The organism is Bradyrhizobium australiense (assembly GCF_013114825.1).
Lineage (GTDB): Bacteria > Pseudomonadota > Alphaproteobacteria > Rhizobiales > Xanthobacteraceae > Bradyrhizobium > Bradyrhizobium australiense.
The window spans coordinates 164,935-185,310 of sequence record NZ_JAAVLX010000006.1; the positions used below are offsets into that span (position 1 = coordinate 164,935).

The 20,376-nt window shown below is 61.7% G+C and carries 17 protein-coding genes; 9 read left to right on the forward strand and 8 right to left on the reverse strand.

Annotated features, from left to right (window positions below):
- Window positions 1–108: 108 nt before the first annotated feature.
- Window positions 109–768: a maleylacetoacetate isomerase gene (maiA, locus tag HCN58_RS19495; protein WP_171580999.1), complete on the forward strand. Its 660-nt coding sequence runs from the start codon at window positions 109–111 to the stop codon at window positions 766–768.
- A gap of 167 nt (window positions 769–935) precedes the next feature.
- Here maiA and HCN58_RS19500 read toward each other — a convergent pair whose 3' ends face one another.
- The 8 genes from HCN58_RS19500 to HCN58_RS19535 all read right to left on the reverse strand — a co-directional run bounded on the left by HCN58_RS19500 (window position 936) and on the right by HCN58_RS19535 (window position 11,702).
- A complete protein-coding gene (locus HCN58_RS19500; RefSeq protein ID WP_171581000.1) occupies window positions 936–1,565 on the reverse strand; it encodes a glutathione S-transferase family protein in 630 nt (209 codons plus the stop codon).
- Between the two features lie 169 nt (window positions 1,566–1,734).
- Complete coding sequence (locus HCN58_RS19505) at window positions 1,735–2,328, reverse strand: GNAT family N-acetyltransferase (protein WP_171581001.1); 594 nt, start codon at window positions 2,326–2,328, stop codon at window positions 1,735–1,737.
- On the reverse strand, window positions 2,325–3,836 hold the full coding sequence (gene glpK, locus HCN58_RS19510; RefSeq protein ID WP_171581002.1) for a glycerol kinase GlpK: 1,512 nt from the start codon (window positions 3,834–3,836) through the stop codon (window positions 2,325–2,327). Before glpK ends, HCN58_RS19505 begins: the two co-directional genes overlap by 4 nt.
- A gap of 201 nt (window positions 3,837–4,037) precedes the next feature.
- Entirely contained in the window at window positions 4,038–4,811 is a 774-nt protein-coding gene (locus HCN58_RS19515; RefSeq protein ID WP_171581003.1) for an SDR family NAD(P)-dependent oxidoreductase, read from the reverse strand.
- 129 nt (window positions 4,812–4,940) lie between these two features.
- Window positions 4,941–6,083, reverse strand: a complete 1,143-nt coding sequence (gene pimD, locus HCN58_RS19520; RefSeq protein ID WP_171581004.1) for a pimeloyl-CoA dehydrogenase small subunit — start codon at window positions 6,081–6,083, stop codon at window positions 4,941–4,943.
- Between the two features lie 261 nt (window positions 6,084–6,344).
- A complete protein-coding gene (gene pimC / locus HCN58_RS19525; RefSeq protein ID WP_171581005.1) occupies window positions 6,345–7,535 on the reverse strand; it encodes a pimeloyl-CoA dehydrogenase large subunit in 1,191 nt (396 codons plus the stop codon).
- 188 nt (window positions 7,536–7,723) lie between these two features.
- Window positions 7,724–9,418, reverse strand: a complete 1,695-nt coding sequence (gene pimA, locus HCN58_RS19530; RefSeq protein WP_171581006.1) for a dicarboxylate--CoA ligase PimA — start codon at window positions 9,416–9,418, stop codon at window positions 7,724–7,726.
- Window positions 9,419–9,605: 187 nt separating this feature from the next.
- Entirely contained in the window at window positions 9,606–11,702 is a 2,097-nt protein-coding gene (locus HCN58_RS19535) for a 3-hydroxyacyl-CoA dehydrogenase NAD-binding domain-containing protein (RefSeq protein WP_171581007.1), read from the reverse strand.
- Window positions 11,703–11,870: 168 nt separating this feature from the next.
- Between HCN58_RS19535 and HCN58_RS19540 the strand changes: the two genes are divergently transcribed.
- The 8 genes from HCN58_RS19540 to HCN58_RS19575 all read left to right on the forward strand — a co-directional run bounded on the left by HCN58_RS19540 (window position 11,871) and on the right by HCN58_RS19575 (window position 20,271).
- Complete coding sequence (locus tag HCN58_RS19540; RefSeq protein WP_171581008.1) at window positions 11,871–12,734, forward strand: IclR family transcriptional regulator; 864 nt, start codon at window positions 11,871–11,873, stop codon at window positions 12,732–12,734.
- Window positions 12,735–12,803: 69 nt separating this feature from the next.
- Entirely contained in the window at window positions 12,804–13,601 is a 798-nt protein-coding gene (locus HCN58_RS19545; RefSeq protein WP_171581009.1) for an ABC transporter ATP-binding protein, read from the forward strand.
- Window positions 13,598–14,311, forward strand: a complete 714-nt coding sequence (locus HCN58_RS19550) for an ABC transporter ATP-binding protein (protein WP_171581010.1) — start codon at window positions 13,598–13,600, stop codon at window positions 14,309–14,311. The genes HCN58_RS19545 and HCN58_RS19550 overlap by 4 nt, the downstream gene beginning before the upstream one ends.
- 11 nt (window positions 14,312–14,322) lie before the next feature.
- Window positions 14,323–15,201 (forward strand): branched-chain amino acid ABC transporter permease, encoded by an 879-nt coding sequence (locus HCN58_RS19555; protein WP_171581011.1) that lies wholly within the window; start codon window positions 14,323–14,325, stop codon window positions 15,199–15,201.
- A gap of 2 nt (window positions 15,202–15,203) precedes the next feature.
- On the forward strand, window positions 15,204–16,220 hold the full coding sequence (locus HCN58_RS19560) for a branched-chain amino acid ABC transporter permease (protein ID WP_171581012.1): 1,017 nt from the start codon (window positions 15,204–15,206) through the stop codon (window positions 16,218–16,220).
- A gap of 30 nt (window positions 16,221–16,250) precedes the next feature.
- Complete coding sequence (locus tag HCN58_RS19565) at window positions 16,251–17,474, forward strand: ABC transporter substrate-binding protein (protein ID WP_171581013.1); 1,224 nt, start codon at window positions 16,251–16,253, stop codon at window positions 17,472–17,474.
- Between the two features lie 181 nt (window positions 17,475–17,655).
- The gene (locus HCN58_RS19570; protein WP_171581014.1) at window positions 17,656–18,885 is read left to right on the forward strand and encodes an ABC transporter substrate-binding protein; all 1,230 of its coding nucleotides are present in this window, start codon (window positions 17,656–17,658) and stop codon (window positions 18,883–18,885) included.
- A 159-nt stretch (window positions 18,886–19,044) separates the two neighbouring features.
- Window positions 19,045–20,271 carry an ABC transporter substrate-binding protein gene (locus HCN58_RS19575; protein ID WP_171581015.1) on the forward strand — a complete coding sequence of 409 codons (1,227 nt, stop codon included), beginning with the start codon at window positions 19,045–19,047 and terminating at the stop codon, window positions 20,269–20,271.
- Window positions 20,272–20,376: the final 105 nt, after the last annotated feature.

Here is a 20,376-nt window from a genome sequence, read left to right on the forward strand (position 1 = left end):
ATGAGGGGTTTCTATTCGCGGAGAGAACCCCTCACCCGTCTCGAATGAGCTTCGCTCATTCGATCCACCCTCTCCCACAAGAGAGAGGGGAAGAAAGGCGGAGGTCCCATGAAATTCTTCTCCTTCTGGCGATCGCTGGCGAGCTTTCGCGTTCGCATCGCGCTCAATCTGAAAAATGTGCCGGCCGACGTGGTGTTCGTCGACATCGATGCCAATGCCCATCGCGATCCCGAATATCGCCGGATCAATCCGCAGATGGCGCTGCCGGCGCTGGTGGAAGATGACGGCACCACGCTGTTCCAGTCGCTCGCCATCCTCGAATATCTTGACGAGAAATACCCCACGCCGCCGCTGCTGCCCGCTGAGCCCGCCGGCCGCGCCCGCGTCCGGGCGCTGGCGCTGATGGTCGCCTGCGAGGGTCACCCGCTGCTGACGCCGCGGGTGCGGCGCTATCTCGACCATGAGTTGAATCTGCGCGACACGCAGCAGGCGGCATGGCGGCGGCACTGGATCGTGGAAACGCTGGCGGCGCTGGAGGGGCATCTCGCTGATAACAAGGACACCGGCAAATTCTGCCATGGCGATGCGCCCACGCTGGCCGATATCTGTATGGTCGGTCATGTCACCGTGGCGCTGAACCAGCAGGTCAATCTGGCGACCTATCCGACCGTGAAGCGCATCTTCGAGACCGCGATGGCGTTGCCGGAATTCGCCAAGGCCCATCCGCTGGCGCAGCCGGATACGCCGGAGGCGATGCGGGCGAAGTAGGGTGGGCAAAGGCGCGCTTGCGCCGTGCCCACCATTTGTCTGCAGACCATCCTCGATGGTGGGATGCCCATCCTACGGGGCCAGCGGCTGCTGAACAAATCGCGAAAACAACCCCATGCAAAGTAGGATTGGGCCTAGCTCCGTGGCCGGGCGCGGCCCCGTCCAGCTCAATCGCCGCTTGGCGGCGCCAGCGGCTGGACGATTTCCTGGAACGGCGGCAGCGCCTCACAAGCGGCGGAATGCGCCTTCAGCGCGCGATAGCTGGCGTCGAACAACTCGGGATGTGCTTCCCCGACGAAACGCAGCACGCAGGCGACCGCGATATCGGCATGGCCGGCGCGCTCGCCGAACCAATACGGCGTCTTGACCGCGCCGCGCTCTTTCTCCAGCACCTCCAGCACTCCCGCGATCTGCGCCTTGCAGCGCTCGACCCAGAGATCGAGCTGCTCCTTGCGCAGCACGCGCTCGTACAGCAGGCTGACACCCTTATCGCCGAGCCCCATCGCCAGCGCGCAAATCCGCAAATGCCGCCAGCGCGCCTCGCCGCTCCGCGCGATCATCGCTTTATCGGCGCCGACGCGATCGTCGAGATAATCCAGGATCAGCGCGCTCTCGATCAGCGCCTCGCCGCTATCCAGCACCAGCGTCGGCACCCGCCGCAGCGGATTGTGGGCCGCGATTTTGTCGGCATCGCCGAAGGTCGACCACGGCTTGTGCTCGAAGTCGATGCCATAGAGCCGCATCGCAATCGCAACGCGGCGGACGAAGGGGGAGTCGAATTGGCCGATCAGGATCATTTTGTTTTCACCACTCTTCGGGCGGACGGAACGGCCAGTGTAATGGACTCTCAAACCCGGCGAAAGCGGGGTGTCGAGTACACTGCAGCCTTGCCGATTTATCATCAGCGGCTCTGAAACACTGGGTCCTCGTCTTCGCGGAGCAGAGGATGAGAAGCGCTCTACTGCTTCACTCAATCACCGGCACATGCTGCGCCACATCGCGCGGCGCGGTGCCATCGAGCCGGGGATCGTCGGCGATCTCGATCTGCCGCCGGAAGGCACGAAAACCCGAGCGCTGATAGAAGGGAAGCGCGGCGGGGTGGTCGAAGGTGCAGGTGTGTAGCCAGAGGCGCTCGATCGGCCGCGACCAGGCGATGTCCAGCGCGCGATTCATCAGCCAGCGGCCGGCGCCGGTGCCGACCAGTTTTGCGGTGACGCCGAACATGCCGATCTCGCATTGCCCGGGTTCGCGAAAGTCCAACTCCAGCAATCCCTCGTCGTGGCCGTCATCGATCAGCGCGTAGACTTCGAGCTGCGGCGAATGAAGCCGTGCCGCGAGTTCGGCGTCGGGCATCGGTATCCGCGAAAACCACAGCCATTCCTCACCGACGCGACGATAGAGATTACGAAACCAGTCGAGCGGCGGCATCTCAACCCGGCGCAGCGACCAGGCTCCGGCGGGATCGGGACGCCGCGCCGGGCGCGCGGTCATCTCCAGATGGGTGACGACGGCGGCGACCTTGCCGGCGGGAACGTCCGAATAGCCGTTGGGCACCATCAACTGACGTCACTCCCCTCATCGCTGGCGAGCACGCCTTTCACCGCCCTCGCCCAGCCAGCCAACTTCCGCTCTCGCGTCGCCTTGCTCATCGCCGGCTTGAAGCGGTGTTCGAGGCGCCAGTTGTCGGCAAACTTTGCAGGCTCGGGATAAACCCCGGCCGATAGCCCCGCGAGATAGGCGGCGCCCAATGCCGTGGTCTCCTGGATCATCGGACGATCGACCGGCGCATCGAGCAGATCGGCAAGGCGCTGCATGGTCCAGTCCGACGCGGTCATGCCGCCGTCGACGCGGAGCACGACATTGGCGGCGGTTGCGTCCGGCCAGTCGGCGCGCATCGCCGCCCAGAGATCGAAGGTCTGATAGCAGACGCTCTCCAGCGCGGCATGCGCGAGCTCGGCGGGGCCGGTGTTGCGGGTCAGGCCGAACAGCGCGCCGCGGACGCGCGGATTCCAGTAGGGCGCGCCGAGGCCGACGAAAGCCGGCACCAGATAGACGCTCTGCATCGAATCGGACTTGTCCGCGAGCGGGCCGGTCTCGGATGCCTGCTTGATGATGCCGAGGCCGTCACGGAGCCATTGCACCGCGCTGCCGGCGACGAAGATCGAGCCTTCGAGCGCGTAGGTGCGTTTGCCGTTCAGTTGATAGGCGATGGTGGTGAGTAGCTTGTTTTTGGAGGCCACCGGCGTGGTGCCGGTGTTGAGCAGCGCGAAGCAGCCGGTGCCATAGGTCGATTTGATCATGCCGGGCGTGAAGCAGGCCTGGCCGATGGTCGCGGCCTGCTGGTCGCCGGCGATGCCGGAGATCGGAATCGAGCCGCCGAATAGATCAGCGACGCTGTCGCCGAACTTGGCGGAAGAGTCCTTGACCTCCGGCAGCATCGAGCGCGGCACACGCAGCATTTTCAGCAGCTCGTCGTCCCACTCGCCGGTGTGGATGTTGAACAGCAGCGTGCGCGAGGCGTTGGTGGCGTCGGTGACGTGTACCTTGCCGCCGGTCAGCCGCCACAGCAGGTAGCAATCGACGGTGCCGAACATCAGTTCGCCGCGGCCGGCACGTTCGCGCGCGCCCGGGACGTGATCGAGGATCCAGGCGACTTTGGTGCCGGAAAAATAGGGGTCGACGATCAGGCCGGTCTTGCCAGAGATCGCCGGCTCATGGCCTTCGCTCTTCAATTTGGCGCAGGTATCGGCGGTGCGGCGGTCCTGCCAGACGATGGCGCGGTGCACGGCTTGCCCGGTGGCGCGATCCCACACGACTGTGGTTTCGCGCTGGTTGGTGATACCGATCGCGGCGATGTCTTTTGCTTTCAGGCCGGCTTTTTCCAGCGCTTCGCGGCAGACCATCACGGTCGAGGTCCAAATATCCTCCGGCTCGTGCTCGACCCAGCCGGAGGCCGGAAAATGCTGCGGGAATTCCTGCTGCGCGGTGGCGGCGATGGAGATGTCGCTGCGGAATACGATCGCGCGCGAGGACGTGGTGCCCTGATCGATGGCCAGCACAAAGGACATGACGTTGCTTCCCTGGGAGGATTGTTGGTTGTGGAGAGGCAATCCGATTGGGGAGGGTTCGTCAATATCACTCTGTCGTCGTCCCTGCGAAAGCAGGGACCCATAACCACCGGCGCCCATTGACGAAAAACGTCAGCCATCTGGGCTTGAGCCGAGAGCACAACGCGGTATGGGTCCCTGCGTTCGCAGGGACGACGGCAGCTACACCGCCGCTGTCGTCACGCCACCGTCCACCACGATGGTCTGGCCGGTCATGAAGGTGGAGGCGTCGGAGGCGAGATAGGCTACTGCGCCGGCGATCTCGTCAGGCTCACCGATACGCCGCAGCGGTGTGGTGGCGGTGCGGCGCTTGAGGTTTTCCGGGTCTTCCCACAGCGCGCGGGCGAAATCGGTTTTGACGAGGCCCGGCGCCACGCAATTGACGCGAACGCCCTTCGGGCCCCATTCGCCGGCGAGGCTGCGGCATAGTGCGAAATCCGCCGCTTTCGAAATGCCGTAGGCGCCGATCACGGTGGAGCCGCGCAAGCCGCCTATCGAGGAGATAATCACCACCGAGCCGTTGCCGCGTTCGGCCATTTGCGGAATCGCCAACGCGCAGAGCCAGATGTTGCTCTTGACGTTAGAGCCCATGATTTTGTCGAACGCCTCGTCCTTGATGTCGAGCAGCGGGCCGTAATACGGGTTCACCGCGGCGTTGCAGACGAGGATGTCGACCTTGCCGTAATGTTTTGTGGTGCCCGATATCAACGCCTCGACTTCCTCGCGGCGGGAAATGTTGCATGGAATAACATGAGCGTCGCCGCCGGCCTTTTTAATTCCCTCGGCGACTTCGTGGCAGGCGTCCGCCTTGCGGCTGGAGATCACGATTTTCGCGCCGAGTTTTGCCAATAGCTCTGCGGAGGAACGGCCGATGCCGCGGCTGGAGCCGGTGATGACGGCGACTTTGCCGGTGAGATCGAACAGGGTGTTTTTCATCGTTGTCGGCCTCCCTTAATCCTGCCCGTCATTCCGGGATGCGCCGCAAGGCGCAGACCCGGAATCCAGAAGTTATCGGCGCGAGATTCCGGGTTCGCGCTGACGCGCTTCCCGGAATAACGGAGGGCGTTACACCAACCCGCCGGCGTCGGTGACGCGGCGGAGGTGGTAGTCGGTGTCTCCAAACGTGTTCTCGATCATGGTCAGCCGCTTGAAGTAGTGGCCGATCTTGGCTTCCTGGGTCATGCCGATGCCGCCGTGAAGCTGAATCGACTGCTGGCCGATGAATTTTCCGGACTTGCCGATCTGCACCTTGGCGGCGGCAACCGCGGTGGCGCGCTCCTTGGCGTCGTCGAAATCGGCCGCCATGGTTGCGAACATCGACATGCTGCGGGCCTGTTCGAGGGCGACGAACATGTCGGCGGCGCGATGCTGCAGGGTCTGGAAGCTGCCGATCGGCACACCGAACTGTTTTCGCGTTTTGAGATATTCGACCGTGGTCTTCAGCGATTCATCCATCGCGCCGACCGCTTCCGCGCACATCGCGGTGCGGGCATCGTCCACTACGCGCTCGATCAACGGCAGGCCGTTCTCGGGATCGCCGATCGCAGCATCGCTACCGACCTCGACGCCGGTGAAGGTGATGTCGGCCGCATGCAGCCCATCCTGGGTCGGATAGCCCTTGCGGGTGACACCCTTGGCGTTGGCGGGCACGAGAAACACACCGATGCCAGTCTTGTCATGCCGGCCGCCCTTGGTGCGCGCGGTCACGATCAGGGTGTCGGCGTTCTCGCCGTTGAGCACGACGAACTTTTCGCCGTCGATCACCCAACCGGCTTCCTTCTTCTTGGCCGTGGTGGAGACATCGGCGAGGTCGTAGCGCGAGTTCTTCTCGAGTTGGGCAAAGGCAAAGGTCTTGCTGCCGTCGATGATGCCGGGAATGTGCGCGGCTTTCTGCTCGGCCGAACCGCCATGGCGCAGGAAGCCGCCGCCGATCACGACGGTGGCGAGATACGGCTCCAGCACCAGCGCCTTGCCGAGCGCTTCCATCACGATCATGGTCTCGACCGCGCCGGCGCCAAAGCCGCCATCGGCTTCGGCGAACGGCAGGCCCAGCAAGCCCTGCTCGGCGAGCTTGCCCCAGACGGCCTTGCTCCAGCCGCCCTTCTCCTTCTGGTATTTCTTGCGCGCATCGAAATCGTAGGAGTCGGTCAACAGACCGTCGATGCTTTCCTTGAGAAGGCGCTGCTCCTCGGACAAATCAAAATCCATGTTCTTTTGCTCTCTCAAATCATGCCTGAGGCATGGAAATCGAACGAACCCGTAGGATGGGTAGAGCGAAGCGAAACCCATCGCACTGTTCGGTCTTGTGTTGTGATGGGTATCGCTTCGCTCCACCCATCCTACGAACGCTCAATCGTGATCCCCGTGGAAGCGGGGATCCAGTAATCCCAGGCGCCTGCAGTTCACGACCATCGCGGCGTACTCGGTCCCCCGCCTTCGCGGGGGACGACGTTTGTTTGGGTGGCGGCTTTACAGCCCCAGCACCGCCTTGGTGATGATGTTGCGCTGGATCTCGTTGGAGCCGCCGTAAATCGACACCTTGCGATTGTTGAAGTAGCTCGGCGCGATCTGGGCGGTCCAGTCCATGGTCTCGTTGGAGGCGTCGTCGCCATGTTCATCATAGGGCGCGGCGAACGGGCCGATCACTTCCATCAAGAGTTCGGTGGTGGTCTGCTGGATTTCCGAACCCTTGATCTTCAGCACCGACGATGCAGGATTGGGCTTGCCCTTGCCGTGCTTGCCCTCGTCGGCAACGACGCGGAGCTGCGTCAGCTCGAGCGCCTTGAGCTCGATCTCGCAGGCCGCCAGCTTCTCGCGGAAGCCCTGATCCTCGATCACCGGCTTGCCGTTCGACTCGACCTTGGAGGCGAGCTCCTTGATACGGCGCAGCCGCTCCTTGGAGACGCCGACCCTGGCGATGCCGGTACGCTCGTTGCCGAGCAGGAATTTGGCGTAATCCCAGCCCTTGTTCTCCTCGCCGATTAAATTCTCGACCGGCACCTCGACGTCGTCGAAGAAAACTTCGTTGACCTCATGGCCGCCGTCGATGGTCTCGATCGGCCGCACGGTAACGCCCTTCGATTTCATGCTGAACACGATGAAGGAGATGCCCATCTGCTTCTTCGCTGACGTGTCGGTGCGGCACAGGCAGAAGATCATGTCGGCGTGCTGGGCCAGCGTGGTCCAGGTCTTCTGGCCGTTGATGATGTACCTGTCGCCCTTGCGCTCGGCCTTGGTCTTCAGAGAGGCGAGATCGGAGCCAGAGCCCGGCTCCGAAAAGCCCTGGCACCACCAGTCGTCGACATTGGCGATCCGCGGCAGATAGTACTGCTTCTGCTTTTCGTTGCCGAAAGTGTAGATGACCGGCCCGACCATGCTGACGCCGAACGCGAGCGGGGCCGGCGCCGGATGCATCTGCAGCTCTTCATTGAAAATGTACTGCTGCACCGAGCTCCAGCCGGTGCCGCCATATTCCTTCGGCCAGTGCGAGACGCCCCAGCCCTTCTTGTTCAGGATGCGCCACCAGGCGACCATCTCGTCCTTGGAGAGATGACGGCCCTCGACCATCTTGCGCCGCGTCTCCGGCGGCACGTTGTCGCGGAAGAAGGCTCTGACTTCTTCACGAAACGCGATTTCTTCCTTGCTGAAAGCGAGATCCATCGGATCCTCCTGTGAGCGAACTGTGATTGTTGTAACGCGAACTCTTCGTTTCCGTCGTCCCTGCGAACGCAGGGACCCATAACCACCGGCTTTGTTGTTAGCAAAGCCGTCTCCCAATCTGCCCCAGGCCAGGCCGCGGCGTATGGGTCCCGGCTCTGCGCTTCGCTTGGCCGGGACGACGGCGGAGTTTAGGAACGACCTCCCGTTGCAACTTGCTGCTGTTTGATTGATGCGGCTTGCGGCGAACTCTGCTGCATGCGTAATTCGTGGCGCGATAATTTTCCGACCGGTGTGCGCGGCAACTCGTTAACGAATTCGACCGCCGCGGGCAGTTCGTGCTTGCCGAGCTTGCCGGTGAGGAAGGCGCGCAGTTCATCCAGCGTGAACGGTTTTGCGTCCGCGCGCAGCTTGATGAAGGCCTTTGCCGCCTCGCCGCGATAATCGTCGGGAATGCCGATCACGATCACCTCCTGCACGGCAGGATGCGTATAGATCGCCTGCTCGATCATCTGCGGATAGACGTTAAAGCCGCCGGAGATGATCATGTCTTTCTTGCGGTCGACCAGATAAAAATATCCATCGGCGTCCATGTAGCCGATGTCGCCGGTGAGAAAGCGGTCGCCGACAAAAGCTTCCGCGGTTTCCTTCGGCCGGTTCCAGTATCCCTTGGTGACGTTCGGACCGCGGATGCGGATTTCACCGGTTTCGCCAACCGGCATCAGTTTGGTCGGATCCTCCAGCGACACCACGTCCATCTCGATGCCGGGCAGCATCAGGCCGATCGAGCCGGGCTTGTCAGGCCCCTCCTTCGGGTGTGCGGTGCCGGGCGAGCAGGTTTCGGTCATGCCCCAGCCGCTCTTCAGCTTCATGCCGACCCTCTGCTCGAGGATCCGTGCGACTTCAACCGGCAGCGGTGCGCCGCCCGAGCCAACGCTGACCAGCGAGGACAGATCGCGCTTGTCGAGGTCGGGGAGCCCGGCGATCGCGATCCACATGGTCGGCACGCCCGGGAAGGCGGTCGCGCGTTTCACCTCGATGTCGCGCATCACAGCCTCGACATCGAAGCGCTGGTGCAGCGAGATCAGATTGCCGCGCCGGATCGACGACAGCAGCACTACCGTCAGTGCATAGATATGAAACAGCGGCAGCACGCAGATCACGCGTTCGATCGCATTGCGCTCGGCGCGCGCCGGCTTGCCCCAGACATCGTAGACCGACACCGCTGACGTCAGATTGCCGTGGCTCAGCATCGCGCCCTTCGGCAAGCCGGTAGTGCCGCCCGTATATTGCAGCAGCGCGACGTCATCGGTCGATATTGCCGGCCACTTCGTCGGCTTCTCCGCACCATCGATGAATTGCTTGTAGGGGACGATCTTCGAAGTATCCGGCAGCGCCGCTTGCGGTGTGCCGACCTTCCCCCAATGGTCGTCCTCGCAAACGATCAGGCGATCGAGCAGCCCCTTATCGAGAAATTTCAGCGCGGTCGGCAACAGGGCCGACAGATTGCTGGTCACCAGCACACGCGCGCCGGAGTCAGAGAGCTTATGCGCCAGCGCGATCTCGCCGTCGAGCGGCGACAGATGCACGACACGGCTGCCTGCCTTCAACGCGCCGAAGAAATTGATCGGGTGGTCAGGCGAATTGCCGAGGAACAGCGCGACCGAATTGTTCTTGCCGTAACCGGCGCGCAGAAAGGCGCTGGCGGCGGTCTCCGCCAATGCTTCGAGTTCGCTGTAGCTGATCGGCCGGTCGCGGAATTCAATTGCCGGCCGCGAGGCGAACTCGGCGGCCGCATCCGATAATAGATCCGGCAGCGTGCCGCGCGCGATCGAATCGTCCCAGCGGACGCCTTGCGGATAGAACTGTTCGCCGGGGTGGGTCATGGACGCCTCGTTGGCAGTGAGGCGGGCACGAACGGATCGGCTCCCCTCCCCCTTGCGGGGTCGAGACGAGCGAAGCTCGCTCTTGGGGATTGGGGAAGAGGGTCCACACCGGCAGTCCCGATGCGGCTAACCCCCTCCCTAACCCGCAAGGGGGGAGGCAACCGAGAGACCGTGCCGACCATCACCATCAAGCTGCTTTCGACTGCTGGGCCAGCGACGCAAACGTCTTACCCTCCGCGGCGAGGCGCTTGAGCAGCGGCGCCGGTTCGAGCGAGGGATCGTTGGTCTCCCTCGCATAGTACGACAGCCGGTCGGCGATGTGCTTCAGCCCGACCTGGTCGGCATAGAACATCGGGCCGCCGCGATAGATCGGCCAGCCGTAGCCATAGAGCCAGATCACGTCGATATCGCTCGGCCGCGCCGCGATGCCCTCCTCCAGGATGCGGGCACCCTCGTTGATCATCGGATACATCATGCGCTCGAGAATCTCGTCGTCGCTGACGACGCGCTTCTTGCGGCCGAGACGCTGCAGCGTCTCGTCGATCAGCTTCTCGACCTCCGGATCCGGCAGCGGCGCCCGCGAGCCGCCTTCGTACTTGTAATAGCCCTTGCCGGTCTTCTGGCCGAAGCGCCCGGCCTCACACAGCGCGTCAGCGATTTCCGACTTGATGCCGCGGTCCTTGCGCGAACGCCAGCCGATATCGAGCCCGGCGAGATCGCTCATCGCGAACGGCCCCATCGGCATGCCGAATTTCGTCACCACGGCATCGACCTGCTGCGGCAATGCGCCTTCGAACAGCAGCTTCTCCGACTGCTTGCCGCGCTGAGCCAGCATGCGGTTGCCGACAAAGCCGTCGCAGACGCCGACCACGGCCGGCACCTTTGCGATCTTGCGCGCGATGGAAACGGCGGTCGTCAGTGCGTCCGGCGCGGTCTTGTCGGCACGCACGATCTCGCACAGCTTCATCACGTTGGCCGGCGAGAAGAAGTGCATGCCGAGCACATCCTGCGGACGTTTTGTCACCTTCGCGATCTCATCGATGTTGAGATACGAGGTGTTGGAGGCCAGCACGGCGCCCGGTTTGGCGTATTTGTCGAGCGCCTCGAACACCTCCTTCTTGACCGCCATGGTCTCGAACACGGCTTCAATCACAAGGTCAGCGTCCTTGACGTGCTCGAGACCGACCTTGCCGTCGATCAGGCCCATGCGCTTGGCCGGCGCATCGGCCGGGATGCCGCCGCGCGCTGCGGTCGCCTCGTAATTCTTCTGCATCACGCCCATGCCGCGCTTGAGCTGCTCTTCGCCGGTCTCGATCAGCGTCACCGGGATACCGGCGTTGGCAAAGGACATCGCTATGCCGCCGCCCATCGTGCCGGCGCCGATGATAGCGACGCGTTCGACGGGACGCGGTTTTGTTCCCTCGGGCACGCCGGCGATCTTGGCGGCTTCGCGCTCGGCGAAGAAGGCGTAACGCTGCGCCTTGGACTGGTCGCTGGAGACCAGCTTGAGGAAACCTTCGCGCTCCTTTTTCAACCCTTCATCGAACGGCAGTTCGATGGCGGCGCGCACGGCATCGGCTGCGGCGAACGGCGCTTCCAGTCCGCGCGCCTTCTTGGTCAATGCGGCGACTGCGTTGGTAAAGATCGAGATGTCGGCCTTGGCGGCAGCGAGCTTGCTGTCATCGTCGCGCAGCTTGCGCAGCGGGCGCTTCTCCGCCAGCACCTTGCGCGCGAAGGATTCACCGCCCGACGCCGGCCCCTCGACGATTTCCTCGATCAGGCCGTTCTTCTGCGCCTCCGCCGCGCCGATCGGATCGCCGCTGACGATCATCTTGACCGCGAGCTCGGGGCCGACGGCGCGCGGCAGGCGCTGTGTGCCACCGGCGCCCGGCAACAGGCCGAGCTTCACCTCGGGCAGGCCGAGCCTGGCGTCCTTGGTCGCGACGCGATAGTGGCATGCCAGCGCTACTTCGAGACCGCCGCCGAGCGCCGTGCCGTGAATGGCGGCAATGATCGGCTTCGGCGAGTTCTCCATGAGATCAAGCACCTCGGCGAGGCCCGGAGGCTTCGGCGGCTTGCCGAATTCGGTGATATCGGCGCCAGCGATGAAGGTGCGGCCTGCGCAGGTCAGCACGATTGCCTTCACTTCCGAATCCGCGATCGCGCTCTTCATGCATTCGAAGATGCCGCCGCGCACCGCGGCGCTCAGCGCGTTGACGGGAGGGCTGTTGACCGTGACGATGGCGATAATGTCATGACGCTCGAGTTTTACAACTTCGTTCACGGGACTCTCCCTGGATCGTTTGTTCTTGGATGCCGCTCAACTTGCGTTGAGTAGCTACGGCCATTTCACCCAATTTCGCATTGCGAAATTTAATTCCACATCTTGACAGGGAGGGTTATTTTGAAGCACGTCCCTTGTCAACGAGCTCATCAGCAGCAGTAGCGGGTAATGAAACGTCCAGGGAAGAAAGTGGCGACTGATCGCAGCTTCGTCGTCGCGCTCTCCCGCGGACTTGATGTGTTGCGCGCATTCCAACCCAATGACGGGCTTCTCGGGAATCAAGAACTCGCCGCCCGTACTAAACTGCCGAAGCCGACCATTTCCCGGCTGACTTACACCCTCACCAAACTCGGTTATCTTACACCCGTTCCGCGCTTCGAGAAGTATCAGCTCGCGCCATCAGCCATGGCGCTGGGGTATGCCGCCCTTGCCAATCTCGGCGTTCGGCATTTGTCCGAGCCTTATCGCGAAGCGCTGATGCGCGAGACCGGCGGCGCCGTCGCGGTCGGCGGACGCGACCGTCACAGCATGATCTATTTCGGGCAGAGCCGTACCGGGCTGCTCGGCGTGCAGCTTGACGTCGGCTCACGCGTTCCGATCGCGACCACTGCGATGGGACGGGCCTATATCTGGGCCCTGCCCGACGACGAACGCGCCTCATTATTGCGCGAACTACGCGACCATTACGGCAATCGCTGGCCCAAAATGCGCGACGGCATCGAGCGCGCGGGCGAAATGCTCGCGCGTCACGGATTCACTATCTCTGCCGGCGAATGGCAGGACGATGTGCACGCCGTAGGTGTGCCGTTGAAGCTCAGCGACGGAACCGGACCGTACGCCTTCAATTGCGGCGCGCCCGCTTTCCGCTTCACGGAAGATCGCTTGATCAACGACATTGGACCTCGCCTTGTCACGATGGTAAGGAACATCGAGGCAGCGCTGGGCGGCGCGGCACCGCAATCAAAAAAAACAGAGAACAAAAAGTTGAAAGCAGGAGGAAGAGTTGCACGTTTGGCCGAGGGGATCAGATAGCCTTCACCATGACCGGCAAAAACATTTGCGCGGTCATTCCCGCTCCGTGATCAGGGCGGGCGGGACGCGATGACGCAGGCACAGCTCGCGCAGGGCAATTCTCCCCTGCTCGCGGTTCGCGACGTCAGCGTCGTGTTCGGCGGCATCATCGCGCTCAACGGTGTGTCCTTTAACATGCATAAGGGAAACATCCTCGGGCTGATCGGACCAAACGGCGCCGGCAAGACGACTTTGTTCAATTGCCTCTCCAGGCTCTATCAACCGTCTTCCGGGGACATCCTGATGGAGGGCGCCAGTATCCTGACGCGCCCGCCGCACCGGATCGCCGAGATCGGCATCGGTCGCACCTTCCAGAACGTCGCGCTGTTTCCCAATCTCTCGGTGCTCGACAATGTTCGGGTCGGCACCCACGCCCGCACCTCCAGCGACATCATCTCGGACTCGCTGAAGCTCACCTGGGTTCGCCGCAGCGAGGCTGACGTCAACAAGAAGGTCCATGAGATTCTCGACTATCTGGATCTTGAGGACGTCGCACACACGACGGTGTCCGGCCTGCCGTTTGGCACCCAGAAGCGCGTCGAGCTGGCGCGCGCGCTCGCCGCCGATCCCAAGATCCTGCTGCTCGACGAGCCGGCCGGCGGCCTCAATCACGAGGAAGTCTACGTGCTCGGCGATCTGATCCGAAAGCTTCGCGACGAGCGCCATCTCACCGTGTTGCTGGTCGAACATCACATGGGTCTGGTGATGTCGATCGCCGACCACGTCGTCGCGCTCAACTTCGGCCGCAAGCTCGCCGAGGGAACGCCGGCCCAGGTCCAGGCCGACCCGGACGTCATCAAGGCCTATCTCGGGAGCAAGGACCAATGACCGCGATGCTTAACGTCAGGGATCTCCGCGCCTATTACGGCCAGGTCCAGGCGCTTCATGGCCTCTCCTTCGCCCTCAACGAGGGCTCGCTGACCACCCTGCTGGGCGCCAACGGCGCCGGCAAGACCACCACCTTGCGGGCAATCTGCAACATGGTGCGTTCGACCGGCGCGATCGAGTTCGAGGGCAAGCCGCTGTCAGGCAGGTCCACCGAAAACGTCGTCCGTCTCGGCATCGCTCATGTGCCGCAGGGCCGCGGCACCTTCACCACCATGACGGTGGAAGAGAACCTGCAGTTAGGGGCCATCACCCGCACCGACAAGAAGAACATCGTCTCCGACATCGAACGGATGTATGCGCATTTCCCGGTGCTCAAGGAACGCCACACCCAGCAGGCCGGTACGCTGTCGGGCGGCGAGCAGCAAATGCTGGCAGTTGCGCGTGCGCTGATGCTGCGGCCGCGGCTGATGCTGCTGGACGAGCCGTCGTTCGGGCTGGCGCCCTTGATCGTGCGCGATCTGTTCAAGATTCTCGGCAAGATCAACCGTGAGGACAAAGTCACCATTCTGGTGGTGGAGCAGAACGCACAACTGGCGCTGGAGCTCGCCGATCAGGCGTACGTGATCGAAACCGGACGGATCGTGATGTCGGGTGACGCCAAGGACATCGCGACCAACGAAGACGTCCGCAAATCCTATCTCGGCTACTGAGGAGCAGGACAATGGAGCTGTTTACCAACCAGGTCCTGGCCGGCATCGCCACGGGCGCGATCTATGCCTGCATGGCGCTTGCCGTCGTGATGATCTACCAGGCGATCGACCACCTCAATTTCGCCCAGGGCGAGATGGCGATGTTCTCCACCTTCATGTCGTGGCAGATGATGCAATGGGGCGTGCCGTATTGGGGCGCCTTCATCCTCACGCTGGCGCTGTCGTTTATCGGCGGCATCGCGATCGAACGGCTGTTGTTCAAGCCGCTCGCCAAGGCGCCGGTCCTGACCAACGTCGCCGGCTTCATCGCGCTGTACGCCATCGTCAACTCGGTCGCCGGGCTGATCTGGGATTTCACCATCAAGCAGTATCCGACGCCGTTCGGATCCTCCCCCTTCCTCGGCAGCCAGCTCATCTCAACCCATCAGGCCGGCATGATCGGCATCACGCTCTTGATGCTGGTTCTGCTGTTCGTTTTCTTCCGCTTCACACGGGTGGGCCTGGCGATGCGCGCGGCCGCGTCATTGCCTGAATCGGCGCGGCTGGTCGGCATCAATACCTCGTGGATGATCGCGCTGGGTTGGGGCATGGCGGCCGCAATCGGGTCGGTGGCCGGCATGATGATCGCGCCGGTGGTGTTCCTGGAACCGAACATGATGCTGGGCGTGCTGATCTACGGATTTGCCGCCGCCGTGCTCGGCGGCCTGACCAGTCCGTTCGGTGCGGTGATGGGCGGCTTCCTGGTCGGCATCTTTGAGAACCTGGTCGGGACCTACATTCCCGGCGTCGGCAACGAGCTGAAGCTTCCGATCGCGCTCGCGCTGATCATCACCGTATTGGTCGTCAAACCGGCGGGCCTGTTCGGCCGGCCCATCGTGAAGCGAGTTTGATCATGAGCGCTGTTGAAGAAGTCGTCACCGAAGCCCCGGCCGTCGAGGCCGTTCCGAAGCGAGCCATGACGCTTGGCGTAGGTACCTCGCTGGTGGTGCTGGCAGCGCTGGTCCTCGCGCCGCTGTTCGTCAAGAACTTCATCATCTTCCAGATGACGATGCTGCTGATCTACGGCCTGGCGGTTCTGGCGCTGAACATCCTGACCGGTGGAAGCGGACAATTTTCGCTCGGCCAGAGCGCGTTCTACGCGGTGGGCGCCTACACCTCGGCAATCCTGATGGAGCATGTGGGCATGAACTATGCCCTCACGCTGCCGATCGCCGGCATCATCTGCTTCGGCTTCGGCTTCCTGTTCGGCCAGCCAGCGTTGCGGCTGTCCGGCGTCTATCTGGCGCTGGCGACGTTTGCGCTCGCCACCGCGATGCCGCAACTCTTGAAGCTGGGCTATTTCGAGCACTGGACCGGTGGCGTGCAGGGACTGGTCGTGACCAAGCCTGACGCTCCGTTCGGCCTGCCGATGTCGCAGGACATGTGGCTGTATTACTTCACGCTTGCGATCACCATTGGAATCTATATCGCCTCGGTCAATCTCCTGCGCTCGCGCTCGGGCCGCGCCTTCATGGCGATCCGTGACAACGAGATCGCGGCCTCCGCGATGGGCGTCGACGTCGCGCTCTACAAGACGCTGGCGTTCGGCGTCTCGGCCGGCATCACCGGCGTGGCCGGCGGCTTAGGGGCCATCGCGGTGCAGTTCGTGGCGCCCGACGGCTACACCATCACGCTCGCGATCTCGCTGTTCCTCGGCATGGTCGTCGGCGGCGTCGGCTGGCTGCCCGGATCGATCGTCGGCTCCGCCTTCATCATTTTTGTGCCGAACATCGCCGAGGGCATCTCCAAAGGCCTCTCCGGCGCGGTATTCGGCGTGCTTCTGTTCCTCGTGATCTTCCTGGTGCCGCATGGCGCAAGGCAAGTCGCGATTGTTGCGCAGCAGATGCTCGGCAAACTCAAGAAGAACTAAGAACTTTAAAGAAAAAACTCAGGAGAAACTATGCTTGCAATACTACGGACTACCGCCTTCCCGGCGGCGGTCGTCGCCTTCGTTTTCACTTCCAGCAGCGCACTCGCCCAAAAAAAGTACGACACCGGCGCGACCGATACCGAAATCAAGATCGGTCATATCGTGCCCTATAGCGGCCCCGCCTCCGCCTATGGCGTCATCGGCAAGACCGAAGAAGCCTACTTCAAGATGATCAACGAAAACGGCGGCATCAACGGCCGGAAGATCAAGTTCATCTCCTACGATGACGCCTATAGCCCGCCGAAGGCCGTCGAACAGGTACGCAAGCTGGTCGAGAGCGACGAGGTGCTGGTGGTGTTCAACCCGCTCGGGACGCCGTCCAACAGCGCGATCCAGAAATATCTGAACGCCAAGAAGGTCCCGCAACTGTTCGTCGCCACCGGCGCAACCAAGTGGAACGATCCGAAGCATTTTCCGTGGACCATTGGCTGGCAGCCCTCCTATCAGAGCGAGGCACAGATTTACGCCAAGTTTCTGATGAAGGAGAAGCCGGACGCCAGGATCGCCGTGCTCTATCAGAACGACGACTTCGGCAAGGACTACCTCAAGGGTCTGAAGGACGGGCTCGGCGCCAAGTCATCAATGATCGTTACCGAGGAAAGCTACGAGACTTCGGAGCCGACGATCGACAACCACATCGTCAAGCTGAAGACCACCGGCGCAGATGTCCTCGTCGACATTTCGACCCCGAAATTCGCGGCCCAGACCATCAAGAAGATGGCCGAGATCGAGTGGAAGCCGATGCACATCCTCTCCAACGTTTCGATTTCGGTCGGCAGCGTAATCAAGCCGGCCGGCCACGAGAATGCACAAGGCATCCTCTCGGCCGCCTATGCCAAGGACGGTACCGATCCGCAGTGGGACAATGATCCCGGCATGAAGAAGTTTTTCGCCTTTCTCGATAAATACTATCCCGAAGGCGACAGGCTCAACAGCTCGGTGGTCTATGGCTACGGCGCGGCCCAGACCCTGACCAGGATCCTCGAATTGTGCGGTGATGATCTGACCCGGGCCAATATCATGAGACAGGCCGCCAACTTGAAGGACTACACGCCCGACACGTTGTTGCCTGGCATCAAGATCAACACCTCGTCCACCGACTTCGCTCCGATCGAGCAACTTCAGATGATGCGCTTCAAGGGTGAGAAGTGGGATCTGTTCGGCGACATCATCAGCGGCGAGCTCGGCCATTAACTAATATTCCGCCGGGCGGTAGTTTCCCGGGGGTCTGACTAAATTAACGCCTCCCGCGACACCGTCGCGGGGGGCTTTTTGTTGCTGGAGGCAACCGAAAGGTATTCAATGCTGCCCAAGAGCCGCTAAGCGCTCCAATAAAAAACAATGACACAGTCATCGATCCCAGGGAGATCAAAAAATGTCCGCCATCAACTTGCGACTGGGAGCCTTTGCGGCTGCCCTCGCATTGCTTGCCGCGACCAGCAGCGGCGCGTTTGCACAAAAGAAATACGATACCGGCGCCACCGACACCGAAATAAAGATCGGCAACATCATGCCCTACAGCGGGCCGGCTTCCGCTTACGGCGTGATCGGAAAAACCGAAGAAGCCTATTTCAGGAAGATCAACGCCGAGGGCGGCATCAACGGCCGCAAGATCAACTTCATCAGCTATGATGACGCCTACTCTCCGCCAAAAACGGTCGAACAGGCGCGCAAGCTGGTCGAGAGCGACGAAGTGCTGCTCGTCTTCAATTCGCTCGGCACGCCGCCGAATACGGCGATCCAGAAGTACCTGAACAGCAAGAAGGTCCCGCAACTGTTCGTCGCGACCGGCGCCACCAAGTGGAATGATCCGAAGGACTTTCCCTGGACGATGGGCTGGCAGCCCAATTACCAGAGCGAGTCGCAGATCTACGCCAAGTACATTTTGAAGAACCACCCGAACAGCAAGATCGCCGTACTCTATCAGAACGACGACTACGGCAAGGACTATTTGAAGGGCTTCAAGGACGGGCTCGGCGCCAAGGCCGCATCGATGATCGTCATCGAGGAAAGCTACGAAGTCTCCGAACCGACTATCGATTCCCACATCGTCAAGATGAAGGCGACCGGCGCCGACGTCTTCTTCAACATCACCACGCCGAAATTTGCGGCGCAGGCGATCAAGAAAAACGCCGAGATCGGCTGGAAGCCGCTGCACTTCCTCAACAACGTCTCCGCCTCGATCGGCAGCGTGATGAAGCCGGCCGGGTTCGAGAATGGACAGGACATCATCTCGTCGCAATACTTCAAGGATCCAACCGACGCGCAATGGAAGAACGATGCCGCGATGAAGGCATGGAACGAGTTCCTCGATAAGTATTATCCGGAAGCTAATCGGGCCGATGCATCGGTGATGTACGCCTATATCGTCTCTCAAGGTTTGGTGCACGTGCTAAAGGCCTGCGGCGACGACCTGACCCGCGCAAACATCATGAAGCAGGCGGCCAGCATCAAGGATCTCGAACTCGACGGCCTGCTGCCTGGGGTCAAGGTCAACACATCGGCGACCGATTTTGCTCCGCTCTCGCAATTGCAATTGATAAGATTCAAGGGCGAGACCTGGGAACGCTTCGGCGAAATTCTCTCGGGCGATGTTGGCGGCTGACCCGACTGCGAGCTCTGCTGAAGATGCAGCCCCTGCGGCTTTTGCCGCAGGGGCTTTTTGTTGTGACGCCTCTGGCAAGATGCTAATCACGACGGTGTCAAAAGAGCCTTTTGAAGAGGCCCGACGGTTACATTAAGAAATGAAAAGGGAGAGACAGAAATGTCCACAATGAAAAAACTTGCGGTTGTTTCGACCGCTCTTGGACTACTCGCTGCAACTTCGAGCAATGTTCTCGCACAGAAGAAATACGATCCGGGCGCGAGCGACACCGAAATCAAGGTCGGCAATATCATGCCCTACAGCGGACCGGCTTCCGCCTATGGCGTGATCGGCAAGACCGAGGAAGCCTATTTCAGGAAGATCAACGCCGAAGGCGGCATCAACGGCCGCAAGATCAACTTCATCAGCTATGACGACGCCTACTCTCCGCCGAAGACAGTTGAGCAGGCGCGCAAGCTGGTCGAGAGCGATGAAGTGCTGCTGATCTTCAACCCACTCGGCACGCCGCCGAACACGGCGATCCAGAAGTACCTGAACAGCAAGAAGGTGCCGCAACTGTTCGTCGCCACCGGCGCCACCAAGTGGAACGATCCGAAGAACTTCCCGTGGACCATGGGCTGGCAGCCCAACTACCAGAGCGAAACGCAGATCTACGCGAAGTACATTCTGAAGGAGAAGCCGAACGCCAAGGTCGGCATCCTCTATCAGAACGACGACTATGGTAAAGACTACCTGAAGGGCTTTAAGGATGGGCTCGGCGCCAAGGCCGCATCAATGATCGTCCTGGAGGAAAGCTACGAGGTCTCCGAACCGACCATCGACTCCCACATCGTCAAGCTGAAGGCATCCGGCGCCGACGTGTTCATCAATATCACCACGCCGAAATTCGCGGCGCAGGCGATCAAGAAGAACGCCGAGATCGGCTGGAAACCGCTGCACTTCCTCAACAACGTCTCGGCGTCGATCGGCAGTGTCATCAAGCCGGCCGGGATGGAGAACGCCCAGGACATCATCTCCTCGCAATACCTGAAGGATCCGACGGATGCGCAGTGGAAGGATGATCCGGGCATGAAGGCGTGGAACGAGTTCCTCGACAAGTATTACCCGGAAGCTAACCGTGCCGACGCATCGGTGATGTTCGGCTATACCGTGGCGCAGGGTCTCGTGCATGTGCTGAAAGCCTGCGGCGACAATCTCACGCGCGAGAACGTCATGAAGCAGGCCGCAAGCATCAAGGACCTCGAACTCGGAGGTCTGCTGCCGGGTATCAAGGTCAACACCTCACCGACCGATTTTGCGCCGATCTCCTCGGTGCAACTGATCAAGTTCAAGGGCGAGACCTGGGAACGCTTCGGTGAAATCCTGTCCGGTGATGCCGGCGGCTAGTCATTTAGAATCTCGATCGGCCGATTTAGGCCTGAAGACCCCCGCAGGTAGCCTGCGGGGGTTTTCTTTTGCGGCGATTGGATGGATAACCTAACTCCCGTCTCA

Excerpts from the sequence above, each read along its gene's own strand:
- pimD (WP_171581004.1), bottom strand. The coding sequence starts at position 6,083 with ATGGATTTTGATTTGTCCGAGGAGCAGCGCCTTCTCAAGGAAAGCATC.
- HCN58_RS19570 (WP_171581014.1), top strand. The coding sequence starts at position 17,656 with ATGTCCGCCATCAACTTGCGACTGGGAGCCTTTGCGGCTGCCCTCGCA.
- pimC (WP_171581005.1), bottom strand. The coding sequence starts at position 7,535 with ATGGATCTCGCTTTCAGCAAGGAAGAAATCGCGTTTCGTGAAGAAGTC.
- HCN58_RS19560 (WP_171581012.1), top strand. The coding sequence starts at position 15,204 with ATGAGCGCTGTTGAAGAAGTCGTCACCGAAGCCCCGGCCGTCGAGGCC.
- HCN58_RS19555 (WP_171581011.1), top strand. The coding sequence starts at position 14,323 with ATGGAGCTGTTTACCAACCAGGTCCTGGCCGGCATCGCCACGGGCGCG.
- HCN58_RS19515 (WP_171581003.1), bottom strand. The coding sequence starts at position 4,811 with ATGAAAAACACCCTGTTCGATCTCACCGGCAAAGTCGCCGTCATCACC.
- HCN58_RS19545 (WP_171581009.1), top strand. The coding sequence starts at position 12,804 with ATGACGCAGGCACAGCTCGCGCAGGGCAATTCTCCCCTGCTCGCGGTT.
- HCN58_RS19575 (WP_171581015.1), top strand. The coding sequence starts at position 19,045 with ATGTCCACAATGAAAAAACTTGCGGTTGTTTCGACCGCTCTTGGACTA.
- glpK (WP_171581002.1), bottom strand. The coding sequence starts at position 3,836 with ATGTCCTTTGTGCTGGCCATCGATCAGGGCACCACGTCCTCGCGCGCG.
- HCN58_RS19550 (WP_171581010.1), top strand. The coding sequence starts at position 13,598 with ATGACCGCGATGCTTAACGTCAGGGATCTCCGCGCCTATTACGGCCAG.
- pimA (WP_171581006.1), bottom strand. The coding sequence starts at position 9,418 with ATGACCCACCCCGGCGAACAGTTCTATCCGCAAGGCGTCCGCTGGGAC.
- maiA (WP_171580999.1), top strand. The coding sequence starts at position 109 with ATGAAATTCTTCTCCTTCTGGCGATCGCTGGCGAGCTTTCGCGTTCGC.
- HCN58_RS19540 (WP_171581008.1), top strand. The coding sequence starts at position 11,871 with ATGAAACGTCCAGGGAAGAAAGTGGCGACTGATCGCAGCTTCGTCGTC.
- HCN58_RS19565 (WP_171581013.1), top strand. The coding sequence starts at position 16,251 with ATGCTTGCAATACTACGGACTACCGCCTTCCCGGCGGCGGTCGTCGCC.
- HCN58_RS19500 (WP_171581000.1), bottom strand. The coding sequence starts at position 1,565 with ATGATCCTGATCGGCCAATTCGACTCCCCCTTCGTCCGCCGCGTTGCG.